At 70.2% G+C, this 22,615-nt stretch carries 24 protein-coding genes; 12 read left to right on the top strand and 12 right to left on the bottom strand.

What is annotated here, in order from left to right; all coding sequences use genetic code 11:
* Positions 1-23 precede the first annotated feature (23 nt).
* Positions 24-470 carry a DoxX family protein gene (locus tag FB453_RS03295; RefSeq protein WP_112601938.1) on the bottom strand — a complete coding sequence of 149 codons (447 nt, stop codon included), beginning with the start codon at positions 468-470 and terminating at the stop codon, positions 24-26.
* Positions 471-553: 83 nt separating this feature from the next.
* Here FB453_RS03295 and FB453_RS03290 point away from each other — a divergent pair, with 83 nt between their 5' ends.
* Positions 554-1,114, top strand: coding sequence for a TetR/AcrR family transcriptional regulator (locus tag FB453_RS03290; RefSeq protein ID WP_145787369.1), 561 nt, complete (start codon positions 554-556; stop codon positions 1,112-1,114).
* A 139-nt stretch (positions 1,115-1,253) separates the two neighbouring features.
* Here FB453_RS03290 and FB453_RS03285 read toward each other — a convergent pair whose 3' ends face one another.
* Together FB453_RS03285 and FB453_RS03280 are read right to left on the bottom strand one after the other, a co-directional pair.
* Positions 1,254-2,693, bottom strand: a complete 1,440-nt coding sequence (locus tag FB453_RS03285; RefSeq protein WP_112581885.1) for a GuaB1 family IMP dehydrogenase-related protein — start codon at positions 2,691-2,693, stop codon at positions 1,254-1,256.
* A 159-nt stretch (positions 2,694-2,852) separates the two neighbouring features.
* The gene (locus FB453_RS03280) at positions 2,853-3,449 is read right to left on the bottom strand and encodes a LysE/ArgO family amino acid transporter (RefSeq protein ID WP_145787367.1); all 597 of its coding nucleotides are present in this window, start codon (positions 3,447-3,449) and stop codon (positions 2,853-2,855) included.
* A 70-nt stretch (positions 3,450-3,519) separates the two neighbouring features.
* Between FB453_RS03280 and FB453_RS03275 the strand changes: the two genes are divergently transcribed.
* Positions 3,520-4,413 carry a LysR family transcriptional regulator ArgP gene (locus FB453_RS03275; protein WP_145787365.1) on the top strand — a complete coding sequence of 298 codons (894 nt, stop codon included), beginning with the start codon at positions 3,520-3,522 and terminating at the stop codon, positions 4,411-4,413.
* 15 nt (positions 4,414-4,428) lie between these two features.
* On the opposite strand, the gene FB453_RS03270 is transcribed toward FB453_RS03275, so the two are convergent.
* Complete coding sequence (locus FB453_RS03270) at positions 4,429-6,180, bottom strand: ATP-binding protein (protein ID WP_145787363.1); 1,752 nt, start codon at positions 6,178-6,180, stop codon at positions 4,429-4,431.
* 150 nt (positions 6,181-6,330) lie between these two features.
* On the opposite strand from FB453_RS03270, the gene FB453_RS03265 reads away from it, so the two are divergent.
* The 3 genes from FB453_RS03265 to FB453_RS03255 all read left to right on the top strand — a co-directional run bounded on the left by FB453_RS03265 (position 6,331) and on the right by FB453_RS03255 (position 8,797).
* Positions 6,331-6,942, top strand: coding sequence for a PadR family transcriptional regulator (locus FB453_RS03265; protein WP_112581892.1), 612 nt, complete (start codon positions 6,331-6,333; stop codon positions 6,940-6,942).
* A 121-nt stretch (positions 6,943-7,063) separates the two neighbouring features.
* On the top strand, positions 7,064-8,023 hold the full coding sequence (locus FB453_RS03260) for an ATP-binding cassette domain-containing protein (protein ID WP_112581893.1): 960 nt from the start codon (positions 7,064-7,066) through the stop codon (positions 8,021-8,023).
* A gap of 18 nt (positions 8,024-8,041) precedes the next feature.
* The gene (locus FB453_RS03255; RefSeq protein ID WP_091394415.1) at positions 8,042-8,797 is read left to right on the top strand and encodes an ABC transporter permease; all 756 of its coding nucleotides are present in this window, start codon (positions 8,042-8,044) and stop codon (positions 8,795-8,797) included.
* A 96-nt stretch (positions 8,798-8,893) separates the two neighbouring features.
* On the opposite strand, the gene FB453_RS03250 is transcribed toward FB453_RS03255, so the two are convergent.
* From FB453_RS03250 to mycP, 3 genes are all read right to left on the bottom strand, one after another.
* Positions 8,894-9,547, bottom strand: coding sequence for an O-methyltransferase (locus FB453_RS03250; protein ID WP_145787361.1), 654 nt, complete (start codon positions 9,545-9,547; stop codon positions 8,894-8,896).
* Complete coding sequence (locus FB453_RS03245; RefSeq protein WP_112624412.1) at positions 9,544-10,212, bottom strand: Maf family protein; 669 nt, start codon at positions 10,210-10,212, stop codon at positions 9,544-9,546. Before FB453_RS03245 ends, FB453_RS03250 begins: the two co-directional genes overlap by 4 nt.
* 252 nt (positions 10,213-10,464) lie before the next feature.
* Positions 10,465-11,637: a type VII secretion-associated serine protease mycosin gene (mycP, locus tag FB453_RS03240; protein ID WP_145787359.1), complete on the bottom strand. Its 1,173-nt coding sequence runs from the start codon at positions 11,635-11,637 to the stop codon at positions 10,465-10,467.
* Between the two features lie 842 nt (positions 11,638-12,479).
* On the opposite strand from mycP, the gene FB453_RS34000 reads away from it, so the two are divergent.
* Positions 12,480-12,989: a hypothetical protein gene (locus tag FB453_RS34000; RefSeq protein WP_186718022.1), complete on the top strand. Its 510-nt coding sequence runs from the start codon at positions 12,480-12,482 to the stop codon at positions 12,987-12,989.
* A 23-nt stretch (positions 12,990-13,012) separates the two neighbouring features.
* Here FB453_RS34000 and FB453_RS03230 read toward each other — a convergent pair whose 3' ends face one another.
* Together FB453_RS03230 and FB453_RS03225 are read right to left on the bottom strand one after the other, a co-directional pair.
* Entirely contained in the window at positions 13,013-13,471 is a 459-nt protein-coding gene (locus tag FB453_RS03230) for a hypothetical protein (RefSeq protein WP_145787357.1), read from the bottom strand.
* Between the two features lie 91 nt (positions 13,472-13,562).
* Positions 13,563-13,757 carry an acyl-CoA carboxylase subunit epsilon gene (locus FB453_RS03225; RefSeq protein WP_145787355.1) on the bottom strand — a complete coding sequence of 65 codons (195 nt, stop codon included), beginning with the start codon at positions 13,755-13,757 and terminating at the stop codon, positions 13,563-13,565.
* Between the two features lie 90 nt (positions 13,758-13,847).
* Here FB453_RS03225 and FB453_RS03220 point away from each other — a divergent pair, with 90 nt between their 5' ends.
* Entirely contained in the window at positions 13,848-15,866 is a 2,019-nt protein-coding gene (locus FB453_RS03220) for a serine/threonine-protein kinase (protein ID WP_145787353.1), read from the top strand.
* A 65-nt stretch (positions 15,867-15,931) separates the two neighbouring features.
* Positions 15,932-16,159 (top strand): hypothetical protein, encoded by a 228-nt coding sequence (locus FB453_RS03215; protein WP_145787351.1) that lies wholly within the window; start codon positions 15,932-15,934, stop codon positions 16,157-16,159.
* A gap of 82 nt (positions 16,160-16,241) precedes the next feature.
* On the opposite strand, the gene FB453_RS03210 is transcribed toward FB453_RS03215, so the two are convergent.
* Both FB453_RS03210 and FB453_RS03205 read right to left on the bottom strand, forming a co-directional pair.
* Entirely contained in the window at positions 16,242-16,994 is a 753-nt protein-coding gene (locus tag FB453_RS03210) for a GH25 family lysozyme (protein WP_145787349.1), read from the bottom strand.
* 127 nt (positions 16,995-17,121) lie between these two features.
* Entirely contained in the window at positions 17,122-17,673 is a 552-nt protein-coding gene (locus FB453_RS03205) for a Uma2 family endonuclease (protein ID WP_145787347.1), read from the bottom strand.
* A 101-nt stretch (positions 17,674-17,774) separates the two neighbouring features.
* Here FB453_RS03205 and FB453_RS03200 point away from each other — a divergent pair, with 101 nt between their 5' ends.
* The 4 genes from FB453_RS03200 to FB453_RS03185 all read left to right on the top strand — a co-directional run bounded on the left by FB453_RS03200 (position 17,775) and on the right by FB453_RS03185 (position 21,001).
* Positions 17,775-18,518, top strand: a complete 744-nt coding sequence (locus FB453_RS03200; RefSeq protein WP_145787344.1) for a M50 family metallopeptidase — start codon at positions 17,775-17,777, stop codon at positions 18,516-18,518.
* A gap of 84 nt (positions 18,519-18,602) precedes the next feature.
* On the top strand, positions 18,603-19,586 hold the full coding sequence (locus FB453_RS03195; protein WP_145787342.1) for a 2-dehydropantoate 2-reductase N-terminal domain-containing protein: 984 nt from the start codon (positions 18,603-18,605) through the stop codon (positions 19,584-19,586).
* Between the two features lie 61 nt (positions 19,587-19,647).
* Entirely contained in the window at positions 19,648-20,148 is a 501-nt protein-coding gene (locus FB453_RS03190; RefSeq protein WP_112581912.1) for a SigE family RNA polymerase sigma factor, read from the top strand.
* Entirely contained in the window at positions 20,141-21,001 is an 861-nt protein-coding gene (locus FB453_RS03185) for a hypothetical protein (RefSeq protein ID WP_145787340.1), read from the top strand. Before FB453_RS03190 ends, FB453_RS03185 begins: the two co-directional genes overlap by 8 nt.
* A 28-nt stretch (positions 21,002-21,029) precedes the next feature.
* Here the strand turns inward: FB453_RS03185 and FB453_RS03180 are convergent, their stop codons facing one another.
* A complete protein-coding gene (locus FB453_RS03180) occupies positions 21,030-22,613 on the bottom strand; it encodes an acyl-CoA carboxylase subunit beta (RefSeq protein WP_145787339.1) in 1,584 nt (527 codons plus the stop codon).
* Positions 22,614-22,615 lie beyond the last annotated feature (2 nt).

The raw sequence follows: 22,615 nt of genomic DNA, 5'->3' as shown, positions 1-22,615 counted from the left end.
ACGGTAGGTTAGCCCCCTGATAGTCAGGGGCCAAACGAAATTGCCGCAGCGGTGGCCACGAACACGATCTGTAGGGCGGTCCGCTGTGCGAGCGGGGTGACCGGGCGGCCGGCGAGGGTCAGTTCGCGGCGGGCGGCCGAGACGTTGGCCGGGAACATGGCGAGCATGAGCAGGCCGAGACCGGCCGCCGCGACCCGGGCTGTCGCCGGCACCAGGAGGCCGACCGCGCCGGCCAGTTCCAGTACGCCGGTCACGGTGACCAGCAGGTCCGGCCGGGGCAGCCGGGGCGGGACCATCGCGATCAGGTCGGCGCGGCGCTGGCCGACGAAGTGCGCGACGGCGGTGAGCGTGAACATCACGGCCAGCCCGACGCGCAGCGCGGGATGCCAGCCGTCCAGTGCGGAGATGCCCGCCAGGCCGGCGATTCGGGCCAGCGCTGTGCCGACGATAAGGGCGATCAGGGGTGCCATCGGAATCCTCCTCCATGAAACTTTCCAGTGACAAGATTGCGCGTCAGGGGTGCATCTTGTCAATGGCAAGATAGGATTCGCGTATGATCGACACCCGCGCCTACCACCACGGCGACCTGCGCCGCGCCCTGCTCGCCGCGGCGCTGGAGGCCGTCGGCGAGGTCGGACCCGCCGCGCTGAGCCTGCGCGACCTGGCCCGCCGGGCCGGTGTCTCGCACGCCGCGCCCGCACACCACTTCGGCGACAAGGCGGGCCTGCTCACCGCGCTCGCCGCGCAGGGCTTCGACCTGCTGGCCCAGACATTGACCGGGGCGGATGACGACCTGTTGGAGGCCGGCGTCGCGTACGTCGACTTCGCCGTCACGCACCGGGCGTACTTCGAGGTGATGTTCCGGCCGGAGCTCTACCGGGCCGACGACGCCGAGCTGATCGCGGCGCGGGGTCGGGCCGGCGCCGCGCTCCGCTCCGGGGTGGCGGCGCTGTCCGGCGGCGGCGCGCCCGCCGACACCGACCGGGACTCGCTCGCGGCCTGGTCGATCGCGCACGGCTTCGCCACCCTCTGGTTGGCCGGCGCGCTGCCCGACCGGGTGGGCGACAACCCCCGCGAGGCAGCCCGCGCCGTGCTGCGCCGGCTGTCGTCCTGACAGCGGGGTTCCCCGCGAACCCCGGCCCTCCTCGGTTGATCATGAGGTTATCGCCACGACACGCCGATGCGGGAGGCGATAACCTCATGATCAACTTTGCCGGGGGCCGGGGGCCGGGGGCCGGGGGCCGGAGGGCGGGTTACCAGCTGGTGGGGAGGGGCATTCCTTCGGTGAAGCCGGCGGCGCTCTGCACGCCGACGATGGCCCGCTCGTGGAACTGGGTCAGGTCCCGTGCGCCGGCGTAGGTGAAGGCGCTGCGTACCCCCGCGATGATCTCGTCGATCAGGTCCTCGACGCCGGGGCGGGCCGGGTCCAGGTGCATCCGGGCCGAGGAGATGCCCTCCTCGAACACCGCCTTGCGGGCCCGGTCGTACGGGCTGTCGTCGGCGGTTCGGGCACTGACCGCCCGAGCCGAGGCCATCCCGAAGCTCTCCTTGTACCGCCGGCCGTCCGCATCGGTGTAGAGGTCACCGGGGGACTCGTAGGTGCCGGCGAACCAGGAGCCGATCATCACGTTCGACGCGCCGGCGGCGAGGGCGAGCGCCACGTCCCGGGGGTGCCGCACCCCGCCGTCGGCCCACACGTGCCGGCCCAGTTGGCGGGCGGCGGCCGCACAGTCGAGCACGGCGGAGAACTGCGGTCGGCCCACGCCGGTCATCATCCGGGTGGTACACATCGCCCCCGGGCCGACGCCGACCTTGATGATGTCCGCCCCCGCCTCCACCAGGTCGCGTACGCCCTCGGCGGTGACCACGTTGCCGGCCGCCACCGGCACCCCCGGGTCCAGCTTCCGGACCGCCTGAAGGGCGGAGATCATCCGTGCCTGGTGGCCGTGCGCGGTGTCCACGACCAACGTGTCCACCCCCGCCTCCAGCAGCGCCGCGGCCTTGCCGGTCACGTCCCCGTTGATCCCGACGGCCGCCGCGATCCGAAGCCGACCCCGGTCGTCCACGGCCGGTGTGTAGAGGGTGGCGCGCAACGCGCCCTGTCGGGTCAGCACCCCAACCAGCCGACCCTCGGCGTCCACCACCGGGGCGAGTCGGCGACGGCCCGCCGAGAGCAGATCGAAACCGGTACGAGGATCCGCGTCCGCCGGGACGGTGTGCAGTTCGGTGGACATCACGTGACGCAGCTGCGCGAAGCGGTCCACGCCCGTGGTGTCCGCCTCGGTGACCACACCCATCGGCCGGCCGGCGTCGTCGACCACGATCACCGCACCGTGCGAGCGCTTGGGCAGCAGGTGGATGGCATCGCCCACGGTCTCGGTCGGGCCCAGCGTGATCGGCGTGTCGTAGACCAGGTGGCGCTGCTTGACCCAGGCGACGACATCCGCCACCACCTCGATCGGAATGTCCTGCGGGATCACCGTGATGGCGCCCCGGCGGGCGACCGTCTCCGCCATCCGCCGTCCGGCGACCGCGGTCATGTTCGACACCACCAACGGAATGGTGGTGCCGGTGCCGTCGCCGGTGGAGAGGTCGACGTCGAGCCGGGATCCCAGATCGGAGCGGGCCGGCGCCATGAAGACGTCGGTATAGGTCAGGTCGTGCGCGGGAGCCGCGCCGTGAAGGAACTGCACCAGGCAATCATTCCCGCTCGCGGCCAGTTCCACCGTCGGTGGTCGCGGAAAACACTCGCATCGTCGTTGGTCCTGGTCCCGGTGGCGCCGTCGGTGCTCGCCGGATGTGCCGGCAGCCCGGTGGAAGTGCCACGGAGAGCGCGGCCGGGTACGAACCGGTCAGCCCAGCAGAAGTGCCACGGCGAGCACTGCCATCACGACGGCGATGACCGCGTCCAGCACCCGCCAGGCGACGGCGCGGGCGAGCAGCGGTGCGAGGCGCTGCGCGCCGACGCCGAGCGCGGTGAACCAGACCACACTGGCCAGGGCGGCGCCGGCGCCGAAGACCCACCGATGTGGGTGTTGTTGGGCCACGCTGCCCAGGAGCAGCACGGTGTCCAGGTAGACGTGTGGGTTCAGGTAGGTGAAGGCGACGCAGGCGAGCAGGGTTACCCCCAACGTGGCCGGCGGCCGCTCGGTGGGCAGCAGGGCGCCGGGACGCAGGGCGCGGCGGGCGGCGAGCCCCGCGTAGCAGAGCAGGAAGGCCCCACCGCCCCAGCGGATCGCCATCAGCAGGCCCGGTCGGCCGGTCACCAGCGAACCGACCCCTGCCACTCCCGCCATGATCAGCAGTGCGTCCGACGCGGCGCAGGTGAGCACCACGGGTACGACGTGCTCCCGTCGCAGGCCCTGGCGCAGGACGAAGGCGTTCTGGGCGCCGATGGCGACGATGAGCGCGATGGAGATTGAGAAGCCGGCGACGGCGGAGGTGAGCACGGAGTCGACGCTAGGACCGTCGACAGCCACCAGTCCAACTAAAGATTCTGACGCAACTTAAGCTCTGCTGATGCATGGTCTCGATTCGGCACAGCTACGGACGCTCGCGGCGGTGGTGGCGGAGGGCAGCTTCGACGCGGCGGCCCGGCTGCTGCACGTCACGCCGTCGGCGGTGAGCCAACGGATCAAGGCGCTGGAGGAGACCGTCGGCCAGGTGCTGGTCCGCCGCGCCCGTCCGTGCGTGGCAACCGACGCCGGCCGTCCGCTGCTGCGCCTGGCCGGCCAGCTCGCGCTGCTCGAACGGGAGGCGCTGGCCGATGCCCGCGGCCCGCTGGCCGGCGGTGGCCGGATCCGGGTCGCGGTGGTGGTCAACGCGGACTCGCTGGCCACCTGGTTTCCCGCCGCGCTGGCCCGGTTGCCGCAGCGGGCCGGGCTCTCGTTCGACCTGCGGCAGGACGATCAGGACCACACCGCCGAGCTGCTCCGCGACGGTTCGGTGACGGCGGCGGTCACCGCCCAGCGGGAGGCCGTGCAGGGCTGTCGCGTGCTGCGACTCGGGGCCATGCGCTACCGCGCGTTGGCCACCCCGGAATTCGCGGCGTCCCACTTCTCCGGAGGATTCACCGCCGCCGCGCTGGCGAGCACCCCGCTCGTGGTCTTCGACCGGAAGGACCGGGTGCAACACCGGTTCATCAGGGCGGTGGTCGGTCGACCGCTCGACCCGCCGGTGCACTACGTGCCGTCGGTGCCGGCTTTCAGCGAGGCGATCCGGCTCGGGCTGGGCTGGAGTCTGGTGCCGGAACAGATCGCCCAGGCCGACCTGACCGCCGGTAGGTGCGTCGACCTCGCGCCGGGCCGACACCTCGACGTTCCGCTGTACTGGCAGCACTGGCGGTTGGAGTCCGACGTGCTGAACGCCCTGACCGCCACCGTCCGCGCGGTCGCCGCCGACGCCCTGCGCTGACCGCCGCCAGCCGGCTCAGGCGATGGTGCAGATGGGGGCACCGGCGGTGATCACGGCGCCGACCTCGGCGCTGAGACCGCTGACCGTACCCGCCTTGTGCGCGTGCAGCGGCTGCTCCATCTTCATCGCCTCCAGCACCACGACCAGGTCGCCCTCGGCCACGGTGTCGCCGTCCGCCACCGCGATCTTGACGATGGTGCCCTGCATCGGCGAGGTGAGCGCGTCGCCGCCGACGGGAGCACCGGCCTTGGCGCCGCCGCCGCGCCGGGTCGGCTTGCGGGCGGCGGGTGCCGCGGTGGTCGTACTCCCACCGAAGCCGGCGGGGAGGCTGACCTCAAGGCGCTTGCCGCCCACCTCGACCACGACGGTGTCGCGCTCGGCCGGCGCCTCGGCGGCGCCGGCGGCGGCGGTGAACGGCGGCACGGTGTTGTGGAACTCGGTCTCGATCCACCGGGTGTGCACGGTGAACGGCTCGGCGGTGAACGCCTCGTCCCGCACGACGAGCCGGTGGAACGGCAGCGCCGTGGCCATCCCGTCGAGGACCATCTCGTCCAGCGCGCGGCGGGCGCGCTCCAGCGCCTCGGTCCGCGTCTCACCCGTGATGATCACCTTGGCGAGCAGTGAGTCGAAGTTGCCGCCGATCACGTCGCCGGCCGAGATGCCGGTGTCGACCCGCACACCCGGCCCGCTGGGCAGGCGCAGCGCGGTGACAGTGCCGGGGGCGGGCAGGAAGTTGCGGCCCGGGTCCTCACCGTTGATCCGGAACTCGATCGCGTGCCCGCGCGGCGTCGGGTCCTCGGTGATCCGCAGCTTCTCGCCGTCGGCGATCCGGAACTGCTCGCGGACCAGGTCGATGCCGGCGGTCTCCTCGGTGACCGGGTGCTCGACCTGGAGTCGCGTGTTGACCTCCAGGAAGGAGATGGTGCCGTCGACGCCGACCAGGTATTCGACAGTGCCGGCGCCGTGGTAGCCGGCCTCGCGGCAGATCGCCTTGGCGCTCTCGTGGATCTGCGCGCGCTGGGCGTCGGTGAGGAACGGCGCGGGCGCCTCCTCGACGAGCTTCTGGTGACGTCGCTGCAACGAGCAGTCCCGGGTGCCCACCACGATCACGTTGCCGTGCTGGTCGGCGAGGACCTGCGCCTCGACGTGCCGGGGCTGGTCGAGGTACCGCTCGACGAAGCACTCGCCCCGACCGAACGCCGCGACCGCCTCCCGGGTTGCCGACTCGAAAAGCTGGGGGATCTCCTCCATCGTGCGGGCGACCTTGAGGCCGCGCCCGCCGCCACCGAAGGCGGCCTTGATCGCGACCGGCAGGCCGTGGTCGACGGCGAACGCCATCACCTCGTCCGGGCTGGCCACCGGGTCCGGGGTGCCGGGGACCAGCGGTGCGCCGGCCCGCTGGGCGATGTGCCGGGCGGTGACCTTGTCGCCCAGGTCGCGGATCGCCTGCGGGGTGGGGCCGATCCAGGTCAGCCCGGCGTCGATGACGGCCTGGGCGAAGTCGGCGTTTTCACTGAGGAAGCCATAACCCGGGTGTACGGCGTCGGCGCCGGCCCGAGCGGCGACGTCGAGCAGCTTGTCGATGCGCAGGTAGGTCTCGGTCGCGCTGTCCCCGCCGAGTGCGTACGCCTCGTCCGCGAGGGTGGCGTGCAGGGCGTCGCGGTCGGAGTCCGCGTACACGGCGACGCTGCCCAGGCCGGCGTCGCGGCACGCGCGGATCACCCGGACGGCGATCTCGCCGCGGTTGGCGATGAGTACCTTGCGCACCTTCGTGGCTCCTCCCGGGCAGGTTACTGACGGGGAGTGTATCGGCCGCCCTCGGCGGCCCTAACGATCGCTCAGTGTGGGATGCCGCACTGCACCCGCCACGGTTTAGTCAAACTTGGCTATTACGCTTATCGGGTGTCTTCGACTCGGATGATGATTCTCGGTCTGGTGCGGTGGATGCAGCCCGTGCACGGCTACGACGTGCGCCGTGAGCTGCTGAGCTGGAGCGCCGACAAGTGGGCGAACATACAGCCCGGATCGATCTATCACGCCCTGCGCAAACTCACCGAGGAAGGGCTGCTCCGCGCCGTCGCGACCGAGCAGGTGGGCGCCCGTCCGGCGCGGACCACGTACGAGGTGACGGTCAAGGGGGAGGACGAGTTCGAGACGCTGCTGCGCAACTCCTGGTGGACCATCACCGAGCCCGCCGACCCGTTCGTGGCGGCCTTCTCCTTCCTGCCGGCCATGCCGCGCGCCGAGGCGGCCGCCGCCCTGCGTAACCGGGCCAACCTGCTGCGCGCCGGCGTCGAGTCCATGCGCGCCTCGCTGGAGTCGGACTGGGTGCGCAACCGCAAGCCGGCGCACGTCGGCTGGATGTTCGAGCTGTGGTCGGCGCGGGCGGAGGCGGAGATGACCTGGTGCGAGCGGATCGCCGAGCGGATCGATTCCGGAGTGTCGTACCTGCCTGCTGAGCTGGATGAAGCGCAGGGTTGGTCGGGGTGGCGGGACGGCGTGGAACCGCTCGACACCGACGCGGAATAATCAACGTTGACTAAAAAAGCTATATCGCGTTAGCCTGCTGGCGGCACAGCGGGGGAGTGCGCCGTCCGGCGCCGTCCCACCCGACGGCCGGCCCGACCGGCCCGAACGACCAGGAGCAGAAATGATCGAGACCAGGGGGCTGCGGAAGTCGTTCCGCTCCCGCGCGGGTCGAGAGACGAAGACGGTGGACGCCGTGCGGGGCGTCGACCTTGACGTTGCCAAGGGCGAGATCTTCGGCTTCCTCGGCCCGAACGGCGCCGGCAAGACCACCACGCTGCGGATGCTCGCCACGTTGATCGAGCCGGACGGCGGCGAGGCCACCATCGCGGGCGCCGACCTGCGCAAGGACCCGGCCGAGGTGCGCCGCCGCATCGGGTACGTCCCGCAGGGCGGCAGCACCTGGGACGAGTCCACCGCCCGCGAAGAGCTGGTGCTGCACGCCCGGATGTACGGCATCAGCAAGGCCGACGCGCAGCGGCGCGCCGCCCGCGCACTGGACGCCTTCCAGCTCACCGAGTACGCCGACCGCAAGTGCAAGACCTACTCCGGCGGCCAGCGTCGCCGGGTGGAGATCGCCCTCGGCATCATCCACGAGCCGAAGATCGTCTTCCTGGACGAGCCGACCACCGGCCTCGACCCGCAGAGCCGCGCCCACATGTGGGACGAGATCCGCCGGCTCCGCGCCGACGGAATGACCGTCTTCATCACCACGCACTACCTGGACGAGGCCGACGCGCTCTGCGACCGGATCGCGATCATGGACAACGGCGAGGTGGTGGCCGAGGGCACGCCAACCGAGCTCAAGCGGGAGATCTCCGGCGACGTGGTGCTGGTCGGTCTCGACCTGGCCGCCACCCCGCAGGCCGCCCAGACGCTGGACGGCGAGCCGTACGTCAACAAGCTGGAGACGATCGACGAGGGCGGCCTGCGCCTCTACGTCGACGAGGGCGCCACCGCCATTCCGCAGGTGCTGCGCCGACTCGACCACGCCGGGCTGGAGCTGCGCTCGATCGAGCTGCACCGACCCAGCCTGGACGACGTCTTCCTCACCAAGACCGGCCGCTCGCTGCGCGAGTCCTGACCACCGGAGACGACTCTCATGAAATTCGCCCGTGACACGTGGCTGATCTTCCAGCGCCAGACTCAACTCCTGCTACGCAACCCGGTCTGGGTCTTCGTCGGCGTGTTCCAGCCGGTCATGTACCTGCTGCTCTTCGCCCCGCTGCTCAAGCCCGCACTGAACGCGCCCACCCAGGCCGCCGCCTACAAGATCTTCGTACCGGGCCTGCTGGTGCTGCTGGCCATCTTCGGTGGCCTGTTCCAGGGCTTCGGCCTGATCGCCGAGCTGCGAGCCGGCGTCATCGAACGCTCCCGGGTCACCCCGATCAGCCGGCTCGCCCTGCTGCTCGGCCGCTCGCTGCGCGACGTGGTCTCGCTCATGGTGCAGGCGGTCATCATCACGCTCCTGGCGCTCATCTTCGACCTGCGGGTGTTCATCGGGGACCTGCTGCTGGCGTACCTGATGCTCGCCCTGATCGCCCTCATGACCTCGGCCGTCTCCTACGGCGTCGCCCTCAAGGTCAAGAGCGAGGACGCGCTGGCCCCGCTGATGAACACCGTGGCGCAGCCGGTGCTGCTGCTCTCCGGCATCCTGTTGCCGCTGACCTTCGCACCCGGCTGGTTGCAGGGCATCGCCAACTGGAACCCGTTCTCCTGGGCGGTCGACGGCACCCGGGCGCTGTTCGCCGGTGACCTGGGCAGCGACAAGGTCTGGCAGGGCCTCAGCATCACCGCGGTCCTCGCCGCGCTGGGCGTCTACTGGGCCGCCCGCCAGTTCGCCCGCAGCGTCCGCTGACGCCTCCTTTGCCGTTCCTTGATATTGGGGTGTCCCCTGGTGGGGACACCCCAATATCCGTGTTCGGCGTTGCCGACGGTCAGCGATTGTCGGCGGTCAGCGGACGCGCGCGAGGGTGAGGCCGTCCGCGATCGGCAGCATCACCGGGTCCACCCGTACGTCCGCGAGGACCTCGTCGTTGAACGCGGCGATGGCCCGGTCGCCGGCGTCCTGCGGGGCGATGACCCGCCCGCCACGCAACACGTTGTCGACGGCGATCACCCCACCCGGACGCGTCCGGGGCACCAACTCCGCCCAGTAGATCGGGTAGCCGGTCTTGTCCGCGTCGATGAACGCGAAGTCCAGGTGCCGCTCGTGCGGCAACTCCCGCAGCCCGTCTGCAGCCGGGCCGATGCGCAGGTCGATCAGATCCTGCACGCCGGCCCGCGCCCAGTAGCGCCGGGCGATTCCGGTGAACTCCTCAGAGATGTCGAAGCAGGTCAGTCGCCCACCCTCGGGCAACCCGCGGGCGATCGCCAGCGACGAGAGCCCGGTGAACGTGCCGACCTCGACGGCCTGCCGCACGTCGAGCAGCCGGGTGAGGAATGTCAGGAACGCGGCCTGCTCCGGAGCCACCTGCATGGTGGCGTGCTCGGGCAGCACCGCCCGGGTCTCCTCGGCCAGGTCACGGATGATCTCGTCCGGCGGGGAGCCGTGTGCGACCAGATAGGCGTGCAGCTCGTTGGTGAGCGGGATCGACTTGGTGGTCATGACCGGACGTTACCGAGCGGCTCGACCGTTTGGCCGCCCGGCGCGACCTTCGTCCACAGGTCGGTGATCCGCAGATCCAGCTCGGCGAGGAGCCGGCGCAGCAGCGGCATCGACAGCCCGACCACCGTCCCCGGGTCACCCTCGATCCGTTCCACGAACGGCCCACCCAGCCCGTCGATCGTGAACGCGCCGGCCACCGCCAACGGCTCACCCGTGGCCACGTACGCGGCGATCTCGTCGTCACTGATGTCGGCGAAGTGGACAGTGGTCGACGCGACCGCCTCCGCCCGCCGACCCGCAGTAACGTCGACCAGGCAGTGCCCGCTGTGCAGAACGCCGCTGCGTCCCCGCATCCGCAGCCACCGCCGGGTCGCATCAGCCGCATCCGCCGGCTTGCCGAGGATCTCCCCGTCGAAGGCGAGCACCGAGTCGCAGCCAATCACCAACGTCCGCTGATCGGCGGTCGGGTTCAGCCGGGTCAACACCGCCTGCGCCTTCAGGCGAGCCAACTCCAGGCACAACTCCTCGGCCCGCTCGGTCACCACCAGGGACTCGTCCACCCCACTGACCAGCACCTCCGGCTCGACGCCGGCAGCCTGGAGCAACTTACGACGGGCAGGGCTCGCCGAAGCGAGCACGAGGCGGAGCGGCAAAGTCTCAGACACCAGCCCGACGTTACCGCCCAGCCCCCACCAAGACCGACACCCCGCCCAGCGCGGCCCTGTGGTCGGCGGCCGTGCGGTCGGGCGGTGGCCCTGTGGTCGGGCGTCCTGCGGTCGGGTGGTCGGGCGCCCTGGCCCGGCGGTCGGGTGGTCGGGCGCTCTTGATCCACTCGACTTTCAGAAAAACGCGGTATCCCCTCGCCCCGGACTCCGCGATTTCCTGAAAGTCGAGTGGATCATCGCTTCGTCGATCGATCAGCGACTGATTCTGGGCGGCGGATCATCACCGCGCCGCCGTCGCCGCGCTATCACGGCCCACCCGACCCCGGCAGCCACGAGCACCCCGAGCGTGGCCAGGCCACGCACGGTCGAGCTATCGCTCTCGTCACCCGGCCGAGCACCAGCCGTCGGGGTCGAGCCAGCACCGGCTGGAGCGCTCACCGATTCAAACCCGAGCGGCGGTACGTCTGCCGTCAGCGCCGCCACAAGATCGATCACTCCGTAGCCGTACTCGTCGTCGCGTCCAGGAGGTCCCTTGTCGACGGCGGTGGCCGTGAGCCGGTGCGCCACCTCCCGAGCCGGCAGGTATGGGTACTTGGACCTGATCAAGGCAGCCGCGCCCGCCACGATCGCCGTCGCGTCAGAGGTGCCGGTGCCTTTGCGGTACTTGCCGTCGATGCTCGTGCTGTATATGTCGACGGCTGGAGCAACCACGTCAATCTCCGGACCAGTGACCGAGACGGCGGCACGCTTGCCGTCCCGGTCGATTCCACCGACAGCGATAACCCCATCCTCTGACGCTGGATAACCAACTGCAGAATCCTGCGGGCGGTTGCCACTCGATGCCACAACGATCACACCTGCCGCGAGTGCCGCTCTTATTGATCGCCGCAATTGGATGCCGGCGCCGCCCACCGAGGAGATACTTATAACATCAGCTCCGCTGAGGACCGCAAAATCGATTCCGGCGGCCAAGTCTTCGGCCTTGCCTTCGCCATCGACGGGCGTGTCTCGAATTGGAAGTATCTGCGCATCTGGAGCTATTCCCAAGGCACCTGAGTTTCCCCCTTGCCCATGCGCAGCGATTAAACCAGCCATCCCGGTGCCATGGCTGTTCTGATCGTACTGCCCGCTGCCATCTCCGCCGGCGATGATGTCAGTGCCTTCTAGAAGGTTTTTTCGGAGGTCGGGGTGCGGTTGCACTCCTGTGTCTGGGACTGCGACAGTTACCCCTGCTCCTCGGGTGATGCGTTGAGCGTCGGAAGTATTGAGGTAACTGAGGTGCCACTGGTCCGATCTGATTCTGTTAATCTCGCCGGGCTCGCCACTCGGGAGTTGAGCACCTGTTCCCGCCGAAGCTTGCACTGCGGAAAGTGTTGCCGAAAAAATGACCGACAATATCCGCAGGGCTCGACGGTCGCGATTCATTAGCGGTTGAAGCCGATTGCGGGGCCAGGATCAGGCGGGCTCTGTTCCTCTGGTGGGCGGACGACAGGGTCTACCCCTTGGTCGATCTCCCACGGATGATCGGGATCCCAAGCTCGCCGATCTGCGTTCTGTCCCCTTTGTGAGGGATGGTTGGGCGGGTAGATGGCGCCCAGACCCGAGGCTGTAGCGCCGCCCAGCCCGGGGGCGCCACCGATGGGCGGAAGTTGATGCCGTCCAGGTAAACCCCGGCCTCCGGCTGGCCGGGCGCCGGCTCCACCTGTAGGCGCGGTGCCAGCGCCACCGCCACCAATTACGCCGCCAATTGGATTAACCTTTCGTGTCGGGCTAGATGGGGATACCGGCTGACCTAGGCCCAGGCCAGGTGGTCCACCGATAATTCCGCTCGGCGGCATTGACCGCGTCGGCGTCTGTGGGGAGGGGGCGCCATTGTTATTTCCGCGAACCTGCCGATTTTCGACTCCTGGCTTGCCCTCGGAGGGCAAGATTGGGGTCCGAGGTATCGGGCCAGGTGGGATCGGCGTCGGCGTTCCCATGCCGGGGGACGGGGTGGAAACTCCAATTCCGGGAATTCCAGGAATCTGAGCACTTGGCGCAGTTGCGGGGCTGGTGCCGCCAAGTATCGGACCTATCACGGGGGCGATCGAGGCGGGTTGCGAACCACCCATCGCGCTAGGTGGAGGCGAAGACGGTACTGCGCCGACAGTCATGGGTAGAGGTAGGATTGGCGGAATTGTTGGCGCGGAGTCATAAGCGTCTGAGTCTGACGGGTCTCGCCTTGGGCGCGGAGGAGCCACGGGTGGTTTTTGAAGGGTTGCTTGGGCTTGTTGGAGTTCGCCGCTGAGGTTCAACATCATCGATCGAGCCTGCACGTTGAGCCGTTCCAGCTCCCCATCAGCAACAGGCGGCGCGGTGGCCCGGTTGCCCATCACCGCTTTCGGGTCGGCGACCATCGACTCGTACGCCTGCTTCTGCTGGAACTTGGTCGCGTACTCCTCGTGGATCTTGCGGAGTGCGGCGCGGGTGGTGCCGATGGCCTGGGTTGCGGCGGAGAGTGCTGTGTAGTTCGCGGCGGCGGCGTCGTGAGTGCGCTGCACCTTGTCGATGAGTTCGTCGAGTTCGGCGAGGTAGGTGCGGGAGGCGGCGCTGGTTTCGGGAGGCCATGCCTCGGCGAGTCCGCGTCGGTACTGCTGGAGGCGGCCGAGGTGGGTTTGCGCGAGGTCGCAGACCTTGCGCCAGCCGGCGACCTGTTTCCAGTGGTTGGCGGTGTCGTGGTCCTGGAGGCAGGCCCACATGCTGTTGACGTCCATGAGGTGCCAGTCGGTGAGGCCTGAGGTGCGGCCGGTGCCTCGTTCGATCACGGCAGCATCACCGGCCCTTGGGCGTCGGGGCTGGTCGGGTCGGTCAGGGTTGGCGTCGGGCCGCCGGGGAGGACGCTGGCCGGGTTGGCGAGGGCTCGTTGCACGTCCATCACTCGGGCGGCGGTGAAGGCGTCGCTGTCGGCGTAGTGGGTGGCGACCTGGTCGGCGGCGGCGGCCAGGTGGCCGGTGGCGCCTCGGACGGCGTACACCATGTCGGCGGTGGCCTGCTGCGTTTCGTGGTGCGCGTGCAGGAACGTGACCAGCTCGATGAAGGCGTCGCACGGGTTGGGCAGCTTCGCGGACATGTCTTCGGCGATGTACGACAGGTGCGGTGCGTAGTTGCTCTCGACCTCGGCGGCGAGCCGGTCGGCGAACTCTCTGAGTTGGCTGATGTCGGCTTCGATGCCGCCGTAACCGCGTAGCCAGGGTGCTGGCCGGTCCTCTTCGGGGATCACGGATCCCTCCCTACCCGTAACGGCACCGTTTCCCTGAGTGAGGTTAACGGCTCAAAGCCACCATGACAGCCCCCGTGCGGCAGGTCTCGGGTTAGCGGGGCAGGCCGGCGGCGCGCCACCCACGGGAGCCGCCGGGCCGACCGCTGCGCGCCCAGGCGGATCCGGTCGCCGGGGCGGGGGCGGCGGCCGGACGGGTTCGGACGATGATCGCCCCCAACAGAGCGGCCAACTCCTCGGCGGTGGGCACGCCGCGGACGACCCGGAACAGCGGCTCTTCGGCAGACATGCCGCCAGGGTACGCGGCGCGAAGTTACGCGAAGCGCACAGTGGCGTGCCGGCGGTGTGAGCGTCGGCGGGTCCGGGTACCGTCTCACCGATGTCGAACGCGCTTCCCCAACTCGTCGCTGACCGATACCGGCTCCTGTCGCCGCTCGGCCAGGGCGGCATGGGCCGGGTGTGGAAGGCGCGCGACGAGGTGCTGCACCGGGACGTCGCCATCAAGGAGTTGGTGCCGCCGCCCGGTCTCACCGATGAGGAGCGCCGCGAGATGCGCGAGCGCTCGCTGCGGGAGGCGCGGGCCATCGCCCGGCTCAACCACGCCAACGTCGTACGCATCTTCGACGTGCTGCGCACCGACGGCGATCCGTGGATCGTCATGGAGTACGTGGCGTCGAAGTCGTTGCAGGACACTCTCGCCGAGGACGGTCCGGTAGGGGTGGCCCGCACGGTGGAGATCGGCCTGGGTGTGCTGGGTGCGCTCAGCGCCGCGCACAAGGCGGGTGTCATGCACCGCGACGTGAAGCCCGGCAACGTGTTGCTCGGCGACGACGGTCGGGTGGTGCTGACCGATTTCGGTCTCGCCACGATCCCCGGTGACCCCAATGTGACCCGCACCGGCATGGTCCTCGGCTCGCCCGCGTACATCTCGCCGGAGCGCGCTCGGGACGGCACGGCCGGGCCGGAGGCCGACCTGTGGTCGCTGGGCGCGACGCTCTACGCGGCGGTCGAGGGCAAATCGCCGTACGCCCGGCCGTCGGCGATCGGCACCCTGGCCGCGTTGGCCACCGAGCCGATTCCGCCGCCGAAGAACGCCGGTCCGCTCAAGGCCGTCCTCAACGGGCTGCTGCGTAAGGACCCGAACGAGCGGATCACCGCCGAGGTGGCGGAGCGGTTGCTGCGCCGCGCCGCCGGCAAGCGGTCGCGCGGCATCTCCCTGCTTGATGGCGTACGCCGGCCTGGGCCGAACGGTCCGCGCGAGCCGCGCCTGCCGGTGGTGCCGGCCCCGCGACCGGCCGAGAGTGCCGACCGGCCGGTGTCGCCGGCCGCCGCCGCAACCACCTCCGCCGCCACCTCTGCTGCCGCCGCGACCCCCGCCGCCGATGCCACTCCGACGGCCGTCGTCTCCTCCGACACCAAGGCCGCCGACCCGACCGCCCTGGTGCCGGGCGAGTCGACAGCAGCGGCGCCGGCCGAGCCGACCGCCACGATCGACAGTCTGTCCGATGCCGACCCGTCCGATGCCGAGCCGACAGCGAAGGTCACGGCCGCGTCCGACACGAGCGGCGACGGTACGACGAACGTGGACGACGAGCCGACTGTTGTCGACGGCCCGCCGGTGGCTCCGGTACAGCGCAAGCCGACCACGCCGACGTCGCTCATGCCGCCGGTGACTCCGGCCGGCCGCGCGGCGGTGCCGCCCTCGGATGGCACGAAGCCGAACAACACCCGACGTAACCTGCTGATCGGGGCGGTGATCGCCCTGCTGCTGATCGGCCTCGTGGTGGTCGTGCCGATGCTGACCACTGACGACGACAAGACCCCGCAGGCCAACCCGACAAGTGCTGCCGCGACCTCGGCGCCCGCGCCGACCACCGCTGCGGCGCCTCCGCCGCCCACCAGCGGTGCCCCGAGTCCGTCCGCCTCGGCCACCCCCTCGGTCGACCCGAACGCGTTGCCGGCGGGCTGGAAGCTGCACCGGGACCCGGCTGGCTTCGCCCTGCCGATCCCCGATGGTTGGGTGCGCAGCAAGGCCGACGACAACACGGTCGTCTTCAACCAGTCCAACGGGCCGGGTGAGCTGCTCGTGCAGTGGACCGACACGCCGGCGAAGGACGCGGTGAAGGACTGGCGGGAACAGGAGCCGAACCGCGCAAGCCGCGTCAACAACTACCAGTACCTCAGCATCGTGGCCTGCGACTTCTGGAAGACCTGCGGGGACTGGGAGTGGCTGGAGACCCGGGACGGGCAGCGGATCCACGTTCGTAACCGTGGGTTCGTGACGGCCAAGAACCGCGGTTACGCCCTGCGGTGGGAGATCGCCCAGAAGGACTGGCAGGCCAACCTGCCGAACTTCGACCGGATCGCCAAGGGTTTCGTGCCCGACCGTCAGGACTGAAACTCATTCGCATGACCTTCCGTCGTCCTGGGTAATTGACCTTCGACGACGGAAGGAGGCACGACATGGGTTACCGACGGAGGGACGCTCGGCCCCGGCTGGCACTGTGGATGCTCGTGGCGCTCGGCGACGCGATCCTGCTGCTGGTCAGCGCGGGGGTTTCGGTGCTCATCGCACTGCTCGGCGTCGTGATCGTTGCCGGCTTTGGCTTGGCTGCCTGGCGGTTGACCCGCCGGGGTGCGCTGGCTCGTGAGGATGCTGTGGTGCCGGTGTTGAGCCGGCGGCGGGCCTGACCCGTACCCGGTGGTGTGGCGGCAGCCGGACCGATTGTCGACCGTGTGGTGACCGTCGATCCCGCTGCCGCCAACGGCCCGGTCAGGTGTTGTTGGCCAACGCGATCAGGCGGCTACGGTCGCCGTTCCAGTAGTTGCGGTCCACGTTGCCGCTGATCCCGGAGACCGCGCCGGTGCTGGTGTACTGCCAGAAGCTCCACACTGACGCGCCGGCCGGCAGGGCGCCGGGGGTGCTCGACCAACGGGCCAGCCAGAGCGGGTGGTTCGCCCACGGGCCGGTCCAGCTGCCGGTGCACTGGTTCCACCAGCTCGTGGTGGTGTAGATGACCGCGTACCGGCCGGTGCGGGACCGGTAGGTGTTCAGGAAGTCCTGCACCCAGTTGCGCATTCCGGTGGTGCTGAGCCCGTAGCAGTAGCCGCCTGCGTACGGGTTGCCCTCGATGTCCAGCGCGGCTGGCAGGGTTCGGCTGTCCGCGGACCAGGCGCCGCCGTTGGAGGCCAGGTAGTTGGCCTGGGTCGAGCCGGCGGAGATGTTCGGGCGGGCGAAGTGGTACGCCCCGCGGATCACCCCGGCGTTGTACGCGTTGACGTAGTTGGCGTTGAAGTTCGGGTCCTTGTAGCTGGTGCCCTCGGTCGCCTTGATGAAGGCGAACTGGATGCCCGCGTTGCGGACGCTGGTCCAGTTGATGCTGCCCTGGTAGCGGGAGACGTCGACACCGGGTGTGGTGGCGGCGGCCGCCGGTCCGGCGGTCGCGACCAGGGCCGCCGCCGCGGTGGCGAGGACGGTGAGGCCGGCCGCGAGCGCGCGGCGCAGCGATGATCGGGTATGGGCCATGAGTGCCTCCAAGGACGTCGCTCTATCGACATCCATCTTTGGAGGTAAGTGCCCTAGATCACAAGAGTGACCGGAAAAAAGCTTCATCGACGGGCGCGAGTCGCCTCGGTGGCTGAAGTGGAACGGATCAGCCCAGGGCGGCCGGGTCGAGCTGCCAGCGGAACGGCTCGACGATGGTCATGGTCTCGCCCGCCTTGGCAACCTGGTCCTCGACGTAGTGCTCGCCGTCGAGCCGGTAGAGCCGCAGCGAGTGACCGTCGCCGTCCTGCTCGACCAGCAGATACCAGGGGATTCGCGCGATGGCGTAGAGCTGCATCTTGACCAGCCGGTCGGCGGCGGCATTGCCGGGCGAGACGATCTCGCCGACGAGGACCACCCGGTCGGGGTCGAGGAAGGTGCCGTCGTCATCGACATCGGTCACAACGAGGTCCGGAATGACGACTCGATCGATGCCGAGCCGGACGTTGATCGCGTCGTAGACCGACAGGCCGTGGAAGTCTGCCGCTGCTTCGATGCTGTTCGCCAGTCGGCGCGACACCCGCTGGTGCCGTCGGCTCGGGGCAGGGCTCACCAGAAGGCTCCCGTCGAGCAGTTCGATCCGGTCGGGCGTTTCGCCCAGGGCGAAGTAGTCGGCCTCGGTCCACAGACCGATGTGCGGCTCCAGGGGCGCTGCGCTCACCCGCGTTCACCTCCCGCTCGACTCGCCACCCGATCAGTCTCCCAGGATACGAGCCGGTGCTCCGGGAGCGACACGGAACGCCGCCGGTAGGCTCGCGCCCCATGATGTCGATCGACGGGCTGGGCGACCTGTGGGACACGCTGTTCGGCGCGCAGCCGGACCCGCCCCCGCTGCTGGTGCTGATCACCGGGGTCGTAGCGCTGGTGGTGGTTTCCACCCGGCTGCCGTGGCGGATCGCCCGTAACGCCATCACCATCGCGCACGAGGGCGGGCACGCTCTGGTCGCCCTGCTCACCGGCCGTAAGCTGCGCGGCATTCGGCTGCACTCGGACACGTCCGGGCTGACGCTTTCCGCCGGCCGCCCCACCGGGCCGGGCATGATCCTCACCCTGCTCGCCGGATATGTCGCACCGCCGCTGGTGGGGCTGGCCGGCGCCTGGCTGCTCGGTGGTAACCGGATCACCCTGCTGCTCTGGGTGGCCGTGGCGCTGCTGCTGGCCATGCTCGTCATGATCCGCAACGTCTTCGGCGTGGTGTCGTTGCTGATCACCGGGGCGCTGGTGTTCGCCGTCTCGTGGTACGCGACGCCGCAGGTCCAGGCCGCGTTCGCGTACACCGGGGTGTGGTTTCTGCTGCTCGGTGGGGTGCGGCCGGTGGTCGAGCTGCAACGGCTGCGTTCGCGCGGCCGGATGCCCGCCTCCGACGCCGACCAGCTCGCCGGGCTCACCCCGTTCCCGCCGCTCTTCTGGGTTGGCGTCTTCGCCCTCGTCAACCTGGCGGCGTTGGTCGCCGGCGCGCTCCTGCTCGCCGGTCCGATCCTCACCGACGCCGGCCTGACCGGCTGACCGACGGGCGAAAGCCGCACGGGCGGAAGGCGCACGGGCGGAAGGCGCACGGGCTGGAGGGGCGCGGGCGGGCAGAATGAGGCCATGCGATACGTGATCATCGGCGCGGGTGCGATCGGCGGGACCATCGGCGTACGGCTGGCCCAGGCCGACCGGGACGTGACACTGGTGGCCCGCGGCGCCCACCTGGACGCGATCCGCGCGCGGGGTCTGACAGTGCGGCAGCCCGACGGTGAGGTCACCGCCCGGCTCGCGGCGGTGGACCGGCCCATTGATCAGCCGCTGCCGGCGGACACGGTGCTGATCCTGACCGTGAAGTCGCAGGACACCGCCGGCGCGTTGGCCGCCTGGGTGGACGCGCCGGTGGTCGGCGGCGGTACGGCGGGCGAACGTCTGCCGCTGGTGACCGCGCAGAACGGGGTGGCCAACGAGCGGGCCGCGCTGCGCCTCTTCGCCGACGTGCACCCGGTCTGCGTCTGGCTGCCGGCCACCCACCTGGACCCGGGTGTGGTGGTCGCCAACGGGTACCCGCATCCCGGAATGCTCCACATCGGGCGGTACCCCGCAGGCGCCGACGACACGGACCGGGCGATCGCCGCCGACCTGACCGCCGCCGGCTTCGTCGCCCCGGTCCGCAACGACGTGCTGCGCTGGAAGTACGGCAAGCTGCTCAGCAACCTCGGTAACGGCCTACAGGCGTTGCTCGGCCGGGACATCCCGGACGCGCTGGTCGAGCGGGTACGCGCCGAGGGCGTCGCCGCGCTCGCCGCCGCCGGCATCGCGCACACCTCGCCGGAGGAGGAGAAGGCCGAACGCGGCGACCTGGTCGGGCAGCGCCCGGTCGACGGCGAGGCCCGCTCCGGCGGCTCCACCTGGCAGAGCCTGGCCCGGGGCACGGGCTCGACCGAGGTCGACCACCTCAACGGTGAGATCGCGCTGCTCGGTCGGTTGCACGGCGTACCGACACCGGTCAACGTCGCCGTGCAGCGGGCCGTACGCCGGGCGGTCCGGGAGCGGATCGGGGCCGGGGCGTTCCCGCTCACCGAGCTGGAAAAGTCGATCGCCTGACCGGGCAACCAACGGCCCTTGCCGGTGCGTGTTCCCAGCGACCGACACGGGGAGGTAGCGGGTGCCGGACGTCGACGGGTTCGACGAGTTCTACCGGGGGAGTCGGCAACGACTCCTCGGGTTCGTCTACGCCCTCACCGGCGATCGGGGTGAGGCGCAGGACGCCGTGCAGGAGGCGTACGTCCGGGCGTGGCAGCGCTGGTCGACGGTCAGCGCGTACGACGACCCGGAGGCGTGGGTGCGGGTGGTGGCCAGCCGGATCGCCGTCAGCCGGTGGCGCAGCCTGCGTAGCCGCGCCCGCGCCTACCTGCGACACGGGGCCACCGAGACCGTTCCCGGGCCGGGCACCGACACCGTCGCGGTGGTCGCCGCCCTGCGTCGGTTGCCCGAGGAGCAACGCGTCGCCATCGCCCTGTACTACCTGGTAGGCATGCCGGTCGCCGAGGTCGCGCGGGAGACCGCGGCCCCGGTGGGCACCGTCAAGGCCCGTCTCTCCCGGGGGCGTACCGCGCTCGCCGGCCTGCTCGCCGTCTCTGATCTGGAGGAGGCAACCGATGCGTGACGACCCGACGTTCGTCGAACAGATCCAGTGGGACCTGCGGGACGTGCGGTGGCTCGGCCCGGAGGAGATCCGCTCCCGGGGCCGCCGCCGCAGCCAGCGCAAGATCGTGGTGGCCACTGTCGTGCTGGCCCTCGCCGGGGTCTCCGCCGTGGCGGTCGCCGCCCCGAGGAAGTCTCCGCCGCCGGCCCTGCCGGCCGCCGCGCCCTCCGCCTCGCCGACCCGGCACGAGATCACCACCGACGCCCTGTTGCAGCCAGCCGACCTGTCGCAACAGGTCGATGTGCAGCTCAGCCAATCGGGGCTGGGCGAGCCGGTCCGGCTGGCGGACATGCTCAGCTACTGCCGGACGAGCCAGGGACGGTCGGAGGGCTGGCAGACGTCGATCCTGTCCCGTTCACAGACGTTTGTGCCCAAGCGCGCTGCGCCGATCCTCACCCAGTCGGATGGTCTGGTCACGCAGGATCTCTTCCGGCTGGTGCCCGAGACGGCCAGACAACTCTTCGCCAGTTTGGACGACCTGGTCGCTCCGTGTGCCACGTGGCTGAGCGTGGGCCCGGTCATGACGGCGGGAGGGACCCGCACGGGGGAAGCGCTGCACCGGTGGTCAGTGGTGCGGCGGGGCTTCGCCGGGGACGACGCCGCCATCCTGCGGGACTCGCTCACCGTCACCCGGGACCTGGAGACCGGGCAGCCGCTCGGCGACCAACCGTCGCCGATCCTGGTGGCGGTTGTCCGGGTCGGCGACACCGTCTCGGTACTCCGCCTCGGCTACGACGGCACCGAGGCCGAACTTGTCCAGCTCGCAGTCGCGGCGGCAGCGCGGATGTGTGCGGCCGCCAACCCACCCTGCTGACGCGGCCGGGGCGATCAGGGCGGCGAGATCAGAGCGGGATGTTGCCGTGCTTCTTGGGCGGCAGGGTCTCCCGCTTGGTGCGCAGGACGCGCAGCGCCCGGACGATCTGGGTGCGCGTCTCGTGCGGAGCGATCACCGAGTCGATGTACCCGCGCTCGGCGGCCACGTACGGGTTGGCCAGTGTGTCCTCGTACTCGGCGATCTTCTCGGCCCGGACCGCCGCCGGGTCCTCGGCGCCGGCCAACTCGGAGCGGTAGAGGATGTTCACCGCGCCCTGCGCGCCCATCACCGCGATCTGCGCTGTCGGCCAGGCGAAGTTCAGGTCCGCGCCGAGGTGCTTGGAGCCCATCACGTCGTACGCCCCGCCGTACGCCTTGCGGGTGATCACGGTGACCTTCGGGACGGTCGCCTCGGCGTACGCGTAGATGAGCTTCGCGCCCCGGCGGATGATGCCGTCCCACTCCTGACCGGTGCCGGGCAGGAAGCCGGGCACGTCCACGAAGGTCAGCACCGGGATGTTGAACGCGTCGCAGGTGCGAACGAAGCGGGCTGCCTTCTCCGAGGCGGCGATGTCCAGGGTGCCGGCGAAGTGCATCGGCTGGTTGGCCACCACACCGACCGGTCGTCCCTCGACCCGGCCGTAGCCGACCACGATGTTCTGCGCGTAGAGCGGCTGGACCTCCAGGAACTCTCCGTCGTCGAGGACGTGCTCGAGGACGGTGTGCATGTCGTACGGCTGGTTGGCCGAGTCCGGGATCAGGGTGTCCAACTCCCGGTCCTCGTCGCTGATCGCCAGCTCGGCGGGGGCCTCGACGACGACCGGCTCGTCGAGGTTGTTCGACGGCAGGTACGACAGCAGCGCCTTGACGTAGTCGACAGCGTCCTCCTCGTCGCTGGCGAGGTAGTGCGCGTTGCCGCTGCGGGAGTTGTGCGTACGCGCGCCGCCCAGCTCCTCCATGCCGACGTCCTCGCCCGTCACCGTCTTGATCACGTCGGGGCCGGTGATGAACATGTGCGAGGTCTGGTCGACCATCACTGTGAAGTCGGTGACCGCCGGGGAGTAGACCGCGCCGCCGGCACAGGGCCCCATCACCAGCGAGATCTGCGGGATGACGCCGGAGGCCCGCACGTTGCGGAAGAAGATCTCGCCGTAGAGGCCGAGCGAGACGACGCCCTCCTGGATGCGCGCGCCGCCGGAGTCGTTGATGCCGACCACCGGGCAGCCGATCTTCATGGCCAGGTCCATCACCTTGACGATCTTCTCGCCGAAGACCTCGCCGAGCGAGCCACCGAAGACCGTGAAGTCCTGCGCGAAGACGCACACCTGCCGGCCGTCGACCGTGCCGTAGCCGGTCACCACGCCGTCGCCGTACGGGCGGTTCTTCTCCAGCCCGAAGGCGGTCGACCGGTGCCGGGCCAGCCCGTCGAGTTCGACGAAGGAGCCCTCGTCGAGCAGCATCTCGATCCGCTCGCGGGCGGTCTTCTTGCCGCGTGCGTGCTGCTTCTCCACGGCGCGGGCCGACCCGGCGTGCACCGCCTCGTCGACCCGGCGCTCCAGGTCCGCCAGCTTGCCCGCGGTGCTGTGCATGTTGGTCCCGGTCTCGGTAGTCACCC

The organism is Micromonospora sp. CNZ322, assembly GCF_007827755.1.
Note: the sequence above shows the minus strand (reverse complement) of the source record. Positions and strands in the feature narration are given on the sequence as shown.

Coding starts and splice junctions, on each gene's coding strand:
- FB453_RS03295 (WP_112601938.1), bottom strand. CDS start 470: ATGGCACCCCTGATCGCCCTTATCGTCGGCACAGCGCTGGCCCGAATC.
- FB453_RS03290 (WP_145787369.1), top strand. CDS start 554: ATGATCGACACCCGCGCCTACCACCACGGCGACCTGCGCCGCGCCCTG.
- FB453_RS03275 (WP_145787365.1), top strand. CDS start 3,520: ATGCATGGTCTCGATTCGGCACAGCTACGGACGCTCGCGGCGGTGGTG.
- FB453_RS03265 (WP_112581892.1), top strand. CDS start 6,331: ATGATGATTCTCGGTCTGGTGCGGTGGATGCAGCCCGTGCACGGCTAC.
- FB453_RS03260 (WP_112581893.1), top strand. CDS start 7,064: ATGATCGAGACCAGGGGGCTGCGGAAGTCGTTCCGCTCCCGCGCGGGT.
- FB453_RS03255 (WP_091394415.1), top strand. CDS start 8,042: ATGAAATTCGCCCGTGACACGTGGCTGATCTTCCAGCGCCAGACTCAA.
- FB453_RS03250 (WP_145787361.1), bottom strand. CDS start 9,547: ATGACCACCAAGTCGATCCCGCTCACCAACGAGCTGCACGCCTATCTG.
- mycP (WP_145787359.1), bottom strand. CDS start 11,637: ATGAATCGCGACCGTCGAGCCCTGCGGATATTGTCGGTCATTTTTTCG.
- FB453_RS03225 (WP_145787355.1), bottom strand. CDS start 13,757: ATGTCTGCCGAAGAGCCGCTGTTCCGGGTCGTCCGCGGCGTGCCCACC.
- FB453_RS03220 (WP_145787353.1), top strand. CDS start 13,848: ATGTCGAACGCGCTTCCCCAACTCGTCGCTGACCGATACCGGCTCCTG.
- FB453_RS03215 (WP_145787351.1), top strand. CDS start 15,932: ATGGGTTACCGACGGAGGGACGCTCGGCCCCGGCTGGCACTGTGGATG.
- FB453_RS03210 (WP_145787349.1), bottom strand. CDS start 16,994: ATGGCCCATACCCGATCATCGCTGCGCCGCGCGCTCGCGGCCGGCCTC.
- FB453_RS03200 (WP_145787344.1), top strand. CDS start 17,775: ATGATGTCGATCGACGGGCTGGGCGACCTGTGGGACACGCTGTTCGGC.
- FB453_RS03195 (WP_145787342.1), top strand. CDS start 18,603: ATGCGATACGTGATCATCGGCGCGGGTGCGATCGGCGGGACCATCGGC.
- FB453_RS03185 (WP_145787340.1), top strand. CDS start 20,141: ATGCGTGACGACCCGACGTTCGTCGAACAGATCCAGTGGGACCTGCGG.